The sequence below is a fragment of the Shewanella sp. 38A_GOM-205m genome, from assembly GCF_000518445.1.
Classification (GTDB): domain Bacteria; phylum Pseudomonadota; class Gammaproteobacteria; order Enterobacterales; family Shewanellaceae; genus Shewanella; species Shewanella algae.
On sequence record NZ_JADP01000052.1, the window covers coordinates 1 to 7,463 of the forward strand.

Sequence of the window (7,463 nt, forward strand, 5' to 3'; positions counted from 1 at the left end):
TCAAGCGAAAAATCAAGCCACCCATTATAAAACAATAACCTAATCTTCTTTCAGTCTGCGTTCAAACACCGTTAGGTGATTTGAGCACACTGAGGTCGAACGATATTCTTGTCGTTGTAGAGGTTTGATGAAATCGAACCTATTTCACGCAAAAATGCGAGATTTGAGCCGTGCTAGCCCTACCCAAGGTGCAGGGGATTTCAATGACTGCGGTTGAGATAAATAGCGTGGGGTTCAGGCCGTTTGAAAGTACTGACAGCTGGTTGCAAAATGTCGTCGTCGCTTCTCCAAGTGTTCGCAGTAACAGCTGAGCTCTTGCAAAGTGCCTACCGGCCCACGAAATAGTCTTCCAAACTCAGTGGTAAGCTTGAGCCAGTTCTCATGAGGGATATTCAACCGCGTCAGCAGCTTGGCACTCTTTTCACATATCGCGCCATGTTTATCATCGCGAATACAGCGCCCGGTATCATCCACCAATTCAAGATAATCCTTGAGCCCAAACGCAATACCACTGCGCTGGTTATCGCATTCATTGCCAATAAAGGGCAGTAGCTTGGCGGGTTGTTCGCATTTCAATGCTGCCTGAATACGTAGTCGAATGCTGGTATGTTCTGACTGCTCAGGCGTATCGGCCATCCTGGCTCTGATGGGGTTGAGGTCAACGTAAGCCATGCAGGTTAACACCGCGGCTTCATCGAGTAAGGCTTGCGATTTAAATCTTCCTTCCCAAAATCGGCCGGTACAGTTATCTTCCTGATTGGCTTGACGCGCTATCGGTTCGTTGAGACAACGCATGAACCAGCTGATGTCACATAACCTACTGCGATAAATCGCGATAGTATGCTTCAGCCTAGGGACTTCATACGCTTCAATCAGCTCACCCTGGGTGAATTTGCGGGTTAACTCGTCACCTTTGAACAACTTATGCCATTGCTCAAGCACTTCTCTGTCTGTCCATCGGTTTGCTGTCTCTATATCGATATGCAACACCAGATGCAGATGATTACTCATGATGGCAAATGCCGCCACATCAATGGCAAAAACAGCTTCCAGTTCAAACAATAACGATTCCACCCAACCACGGCGGTGGTCATAATTCTTGCCCGAGTAGGCATCATCACCACACAGAAAGGCTCGCCGTACCACGCGGCTGCAACAATGGTAGTAAGGCGTATCTTCAAGGCTGATTTGAGTTCGGCGAGGGCGCGGCATAATAACCTCCTTGTTAAATGCTTAAACAAAGCATAGTCGGAGGCTAACTACCGCGCCATTAACGCAGGGTGTCCATTTTTTCATGAGGCCATAGCCATCTTCCATGCTACATCTCATAGCTTCACCTATTCACATAACTTTGTGGTAAGAGACAGCAGAAGCGCAGTGTAGGCTGTCTCGCGCAGGCCGCACTTTTGGCGGCCAGAGTGAACTTGGCCACCTTGTTATGCATTTTCTTTATACTCTGCTGCTTCAATGAGTAATGCAGCTAATTGACGGGCTTCATTGGCAGGAAAGGTGACCGGTATCATTTGGTAGCTTCCGATGGATGATACCGAAATTTCTAGACCAACAAATCTAACGGCTCCACCATCAACTGCATGCACCTTTACTTTATTTGAGAATATTTTCCTTTTAGCAGAAACACCATCGTAGGTTTTGATGATTTTTCCACCAAACATAATCCCCTTACCCTTTTTTGTGAAAAACACAAAAAGCACCCAGATGAGTACAGCAAAGAAAACTACAAAGAATATTCCTTCAGGCATCCTTCCTCCTATTTATGCATAACGCCTTGCTAATTCACGCTGCTAGGCGTCAAATTGAGCAACTTGTTACATTTATGACTTAATGACATTGAAATTCCATCCAAACATCAGCAAATTTCGCAGTCTTCAAGTCATCTTTATGTATGTAGAAATAAAGCCTACCAGCATCTCCCCACATAAAACCCAGTTTGCTATCAACTTCTAGCAATAACTCCCAATCGTTAGCAGCCCCTTTTTCTATAATTGAAGCAGCTCCAGCCGCAATCCCGTCATACTGAACCGGATTTGGATAACCCCCAATTTGCAAGATTGCCTTCTCCGAAAGTCCCCATTTTAAATCACAATATGATTTCAATAACTCATCGTCATTATCAAATAGTGAGAGAGAAGGAATTGTATCGACATTATCTAAATCAGGTAGGGAATTACCACTATAAAATCCAATACCGTACTCATCAAAGACCAGCGGCATTATTTTTGATTTCAACAAACCAAATAATCGTTTTTTATCTTTAAACTTAGGCTCTTTAACTTCAAGACTCTCCATGTCATGAACATGGATCACCCTAAAAAAATCTTTATGCATTTTTTTGTCAGTCCAGACTCCATTTGCATAAAAGAACAATAAAAGACCAGTATCAGGCAAGTTGGTACCTTCCAGGTCATTAAGGTTCAATTGCACTACAAATTCTAAAGGAACCCCCTTGTACTTAGGCCAAATAAAGTCTTTATCTGCATGCGGTAAACCACCCACTTTAGAACATCCCAGACTATTCACACTTCCATCTGCTACACCATACACACAAGGGCTGGCAAGCTCTTCTAAAAGCTTAATATGGTTCTGTAGGTTGTCTTCAGCAACTAGATCTTTTATCACTTAGCCTCCAAGAAATATAACTCTGGGAAACCGGCACACCCGTCGATTCGGAGCCGCGAAGCGGCGGAAACGCAGTCGCCGTGATACTGCTTGTTAGTACCCGTAAATCTAGTCATCCGGGTATTCGGATAGATAAAGCTTTAAGCCAAGCTTTACCATGATGGACATGGCGCGAACACTTAAAATTGCACCGCCACCAAGAGCATTTGGGCGCATACTGAAACCGATATCCGCAATGTAGTCTGCCTTAGGCAAACTCTCTTCTTGTTCTACCAGCCATTCCTCTAGGCAACGTATTTGTAAGGGTAGCTCCCAGTCATCTGCTGCCAACTTGGCTATTTTCACGTTGTCAGATTCACGCTTGATGTATATTGGCAAGGAGAACTCCATTTTGAGCACTAACGCCGCCAACAGGGGCCGAGCGTAGCGAGGTCCAGCCAGCTTTGCTGGCGATGCTGCTTGGCCTTGTTAACTGTTTTACTTGAAAATTTCATTGTAGGTATTCTGATCCCAAGGCTTACCAAAAAAGCTCTCTATTTTTAGAGCCTTGGAATAACTAGCTTTTTGCACGCTATCAATAAATGCAATTGGCTTATTTTTATATAGAACTGCCACGGAGTGGCCATCTTTTGACCACTCTAACGATAACTCGGATTCTGTAACATTTGTGATAACGGCACTCTCAGAAGCAACCGATTTTGTCAGAATTGGCGTGTCGCCATTTTTAATTTCATCAATATTTAGTTTTTCGGCTGGTTCGATAGGAGAAAAAACAAAAGCGTCTCTATCGATTCCTTTTCCTGATGCAGGCATAAGGTAGAGCCACGCACTTGTTCCATTTTCTTCGATAATTGCAAATCGGCCAGAAACCTCATTTTTTTGCTCTATAAATATATCCATAAAAATCAAGCCACCCACTGTAAAACAATAAGTTAATCTTCTTTATGTCTGTGTTCAAGCACCGGTAGAGGATTTGAGTACCCGGAGGCAGAAAGATATCCGTTAACCTTTCCAAGTGCGTACAGTCCTGTATATGGCCATGATGTCTGCAATGCGATCTAACCCGGTTTTTAAGGCTACTTATCAGCGATTGCTTGAGGCTGGTAAACCCAAAAAAGTAGCCATCATTGCTTGTGTTAGAAAGATGGTCGTGATCCTGAATTCGATGCTAAGAGATGGCACTATGTGGGATACGAATATGGCGAAAAATTAACTATTGACGCCATAGTCGTTTGTTATATGCACTTTAATTCAGATCTATTTCTGGGTGATCTTTGATGCCATACATTTCTTCCATAAGTTTCTTATAAAATTCTAAAGGTGGCATGTTCATTTCAGCCCTTCTTTCATCCACTGTATCAATGTCTGAAATGGGCATAAAAGCTATTTCACCATTTTTAACATCTGCTTGTGTGCCATATATTTGCTTTTTGCCCATACGGATAAGTACACGATCAGTTAATAACGCTACTTCCTGTCCTGATACGCCTTTGTTGCTTAAGTAAGATTCCTTTAAAATAGGGAGCATCCTTTCTTGGAACTCAGTGTCTGATGAATGCTGAATTATAAGAAAAGCAGCCCCTATACCTTCTTTTCCTACCTCAACCTCAGTAAACCATTTTCGTTCGCTCAATATTGCTTTGAGCTTTTTTGTATTCTCATGGTCGACAGTTGATAATTTGGCATGAAGATTTTTTGGAGCTTTTTCCCAGCCTGCTTCGCCTAATTGTTTGCGTACTGATTGGTCCAATTTTGCCATTTCTAAGAGTTGAGACTGTAATACTTTGTCTATCTCGGCATTAGCAAAAGAAGGAATGAGGAGAAGTAAAAAAAGTAAGCGCATTTTCGAAATCCTTTTGTGCATATAACGCTGGGGCTCAAACGCGGCAAACTACGGAGCGCAGCGGAGAGTTTGACGTTGTTGTGCAGCCCATTGTTAGTGGCCCACTCGCGGCGCAATATGCTCACGAATAATGTTGACTATCCTGTCTATCGTTTCATCACTAAGTAATATTTGATGTGCTGAATATCGTTCTGATGGTGAGCCTGACGGGACTTTCAACTCGACCGGAGCGAAATCGGACAATATTTGATTCAGTTCTTGCCGCCTTGGCTCCCAGTATGACTTTGGAAAGGAGAAGACACATAAAGGCTCTGTGCGATAGGCCGCCAAACTGTTTTCACCATTTGCTCTTGTCCCGTAGTGATAGAGCACAGTTTTGTTATTATCTTTTGCCCTGAGCCCGACGCCCAATAATTCTTCGTGTATGGTTCGGTAAAGCGTCCCATCCTGATGACTGAAAAAGCTATCCAGCTTATCTTGTAGCGACATTCCTCTTCCTCCTTTTCTCCACTAGACATAATGATTCCCTGTGCAGGTGTCAGCCTCCGTATTTTCTCGTGGATTAGTTAAACCAGAGCCACACTGTTTGTTGAGCCAATAGGCAAACAATCACAGGAGACCGACATGTCTAAAGCTAACACACTTTTTATCGGGTTGGACGTACACAAGGAGACCACTGACGTGGCCCGGGTTTCTGATAAGTCAGAAAATCAGAAAATCAAGCCACCCACTGTAAAATCAGAAAATCAAGCAACAGAAAATCACAACAGAAAATCAGAAAATCAAGCCACCCACTGTAAAACAATAAGTTAATCTTCTTTCTGTCTACGTTCAAGCACCGCTAGGGGATTTGAGTACGCTGAGGCAAAGATATCCGTGAGTTGCAGAGGTTTGATGAAATCGAACCGATTTAACGCAAAAATGCGAGATTTGAACCGTGCTAGCCCTACCCATGGTTCAGGGGATTTCAATGACTGCGGTTGAGTTAAATAGCGTGGGATTCAGGCCGTTTGAAAGTACTGACAGCTGGTTGCAAAATGCCGTCGTCGCTTCTCCAAGTGTTCGCAGTAATAGCTGAGCTCTTGCAAGGTGCCTACCGGCCCACGAAATAGTTTTCCAAATTCAGTGGTAAGCTTGAGCCAGTTCTCATGAGGGATATTCAACCGCATCAGTAGCTTGGCACTCTTTTCACCTATCGCGCCACGTTTATCATTGCGAATACAGCGCCCGGTATCATCCACCAATTCAAGATAATCTTTGAGCGCAAACGCAATACCACTGCACTGGTTATCGCATTCATTGCCGATAAAGGGCAGTAGCTTGGCGGGTTGTTCGCATTTCAAGGCTGCCCGAATACGTAGCCGAATGCTGGTATGTGCCGACTGCTCAGGCGTATCGGCCATCTTGGCTCTGATGGGATTGAGGTCAACGTAGGCCATGCAGGTTAACACCGCGGCTTCATCGAGTAAGGCTTGCGACTTAAATCTTCCTTCCCAGAATCGGCCGGTACAGTTATCCTCCTGATTGGCTTGACGCGCTATCGGTTCGTTAAGACAACGCATGAACCAGCTGATGTCACATAACCTGCTGCGATAAATCGCGATAGTATGCTTCAGCCTGGGGACTTCATACGCTTCAATCAGCTCACCCTGGGTGAATTTGTGGGTTAACTCATCACCTTTGAACAGCTTATGCCATTGCTCAAGCACTTCTCTGTCTGTCCATCGGTTTGCTGTCTCTATATCAATATGCAACACCAGATGTAGATGATTACTCATGATGGCGAATGCCGCCACATCAATGGCAAAAACAGCTTCCAGTTCAAACAATAACGACTCCACCCAACCACGGCGGTGGTCATAATTTTTACCCGAGTAGGCATCATCACCACACAGAAAGGCACGCCGTACCACGCGGCTGCAACAGTGGTAGTAAGGCGTATCTTCAAGGCTGATTTGAGTTCGGCAAGGGCGCGGCATAATAACCTCCTTGTTAAATGCTTAAACAAAGCATAGTCGGGGGCTAACTAGCGCGCCATTAACGCTGGGTGTCCATATTCTCCTTTACACCAATCTTCTGAGCGAGCTTCAGTGCTTCGGCTTTAAATTCTTGCGTATGGATCTTGCGGGGTTTCTTTGTTGACATACTTCACCTCAATAAGCGAGTTTACTCACTTAGCGAGATGTCCAAAAGTACCGGTTCAGATCAAAGTGTTTACAGGGCACGATAGTAGACATCAATATTGTGTGATATGGCTAAATACTTTGGCCCTTTTTGAGAAAAGCAAACTTTCCTCACTTCCTTTTCTTCGTAGTTGCCTCCACCCACGACAGTTTTATTTAGAGTCGTTGCGCTTGCACAAAAGCCATTGCCGCCCACAGATTCAATGACTGTATTCTCTGGTGTGGAAAGTGGCATAGAGCTTGGTTTGCCGACAGCTTTCATTGACGCCAATAGCTGGCGTTTTGAAACAGGCCGAGTATCCGACCCCATGCCTGGGACATGCAAAGTTTGACTGATTTTATATTCCTTACCAAGCCACGGAGAGAATGAAGAAACATCATTACTCATGTAAGCCTTTTCGAAATCTAGGTAAATTGCGATTTTCTCGTCATCTGCTTGTGCGAAAGCAGATAACAAGACAATGACCCATAATAGATGCTTCATACCCTTCCTTACACTTAGACATAATGATTCCCTGTGCAGGTGTCGGCCTCCGTGTTTTCTCGTGGATTAGTTAAACCAGAGCCACACTGTTTGTTGATCCAATAGGCAAACAATCACAGGAGGCCGACATGTCTAAAGCTAACACACTTTTTATCGGGTTGGACGTACACAAGGAGACCACTGACGTGGCCTGGGTTTCTGATAAGTCTGCTGAGACTGTGCATTACCATGGCACAATCCCAACCAACCTGCGTTCATTCGATAAACTCATTAAGAATCAAACAGCCAAGACCAGCAAGCTCTGTGTTATCTATGA

At 44.3% G+C, this 7,463-nt stretch carries 10 protein-coding genes and 2 pseudogenes; 3 read left to right on the top strand and 9 right to left on the bottom strand.

The annotated features are described in order from the left end of the window. Window positions 1–234: 234 nt before the first annotated feature. From N512_RS0118820 to N512_RS0118840, 5 genes are all read right to left on the bottom strand, one after another. Entirely contained in the window at window positions 235–1,212 is a 978-nt protein-coding gene (locus tag N512_RS0118820) for a hypothetical protein (protein ID WP_028781296.1), read from the bottom strand. Between the two features lie 224 nt (window positions 1,213–1,436). Beyond that, window positions 1,437–1,760, bottom strand: a complete 324-nt coding sequence (locus N512_RS0118825) for a hypothetical protein (protein WP_028781297.1) — start codon at window positions 1,758–1,760, stop codon at window positions 1,437–1,439. A gap of 79 nt (window positions 1,761–1,839) precedes the next feature. Further along, window positions 1,840–2,637 carry a YwqG family protein gene (locus N512_RS0118830; RefSeq protein ID WP_028781298.1) on the bottom strand — a complete coding sequence of 266 codons (798 nt, stop codon included), beginning with the start codon at window positions 2,635–2,637 and terminating at the stop codon, window positions 1,840–1,842. 108 nt (window positions 2,638–2,745) lie between these two features. Beyond that, the gene (locus N512_RS0118835; RefSeq protein WP_028781299.1) at window positions 2,746–3,015 is read right to left on the bottom strand and encodes a hypothetical protein; all 270 of its coding nucleotides are present in this window, start codon (window positions 3,013–3,015) and stop codon (window positions 2,746–2,748) included. 99 nt (window positions 3,016–3,114) lie between these two features. After that, window positions 3,115–3,537, bottom strand: a complete 423-nt coding sequence (locus N512_RS0118840; RefSeq protein ID WP_156029285.1) for a hypothetical protein — start codon at window positions 3,535–3,537, stop codon at window positions 3,115–3,117. Window positions 3,538–3,649: 112 nt separating this feature from the next. Between N512_RS0118840 and N512_RS23405 the strand changes: the two are divergent. Beyond that, a pseudogene (locus N512_RS23405) lies at window positions 3,650–3,850 on the top strand (IS110 family transposase); the annotation flags it as partial. Window positions 3,851–3,883: 33 nt separating this feature from the next. Here the strand turns inward: N512_RS23405 and N512_RS0118850 are convergent. After that, complete coding sequence (locus N512_RS0118850; RefSeq protein WP_028781301.1) at window positions 3,884–4,480, bottom strand: DUF6624 domain-containing protein; 597 nt, start codon at window positions 4,478–4,480, stop codon at window positions 3,884–3,886. A 93-nt stretch (window positions 4,481–4,573) separates the two neighbouring features. Further along, window positions 4,574–4,969 (bottom strand): hypothetical protein, encoded by a 396-nt coding sequence (locus N512_RS0118855; protein WP_028781302.1) that lies wholly within the window; start codon window positions 4,967–4,969, stop codon window positions 4,574–4,576. A 135-nt stretch (window positions 4,970–5,104) separates the two neighbouring features. On the opposite strand from N512_RS0118855, the gene N512_RS0118860 reads away from it, so the two are divergent. Then, window positions 5,105–5,293, top strand: coding sequence for a hypothetical protein (locus tag N512_RS0118860; protein ID WP_028781303.1), 189 nt, complete (start codon window positions 5,105–5,107; stop codon window positions 5,291–5,293). A gap of 188 nt (window positions 5,294–5,481) precedes the next feature. On the opposite strand, the gene N512_RS0118865 is transcribed toward N512_RS0118860, so the two are convergent. Continuing rightward, entirely contained in the window at window positions 5,482–6,459 is a 978-nt protein-coding gene (locus tag N512_RS0118865; RefSeq protein WP_028781304.1) for a hypothetical protein, read from the bottom strand. A gap of 235 nt (window positions 6,460–6,694) precedes the next feature. Next, window positions 6,695–7,147, bottom strand: a complete 453-nt coding sequence (locus tag N512_RS0118875) for a hypothetical protein (RefSeq protein ID WP_028781305.1) — start codon at window positions 7,145–7,147, stop codon at window positions 6,695–6,697. 128 nt (window positions 7,148–7,275) lie between these two features. Here N512_RS0118875 and N512_RS24745 point away from each other — a divergent pair. Next, window positions 7,276–7,463: pseudogene (locus tag N512_RS24745) on the top strand (hypothetical protein); the annotation flags it as partial.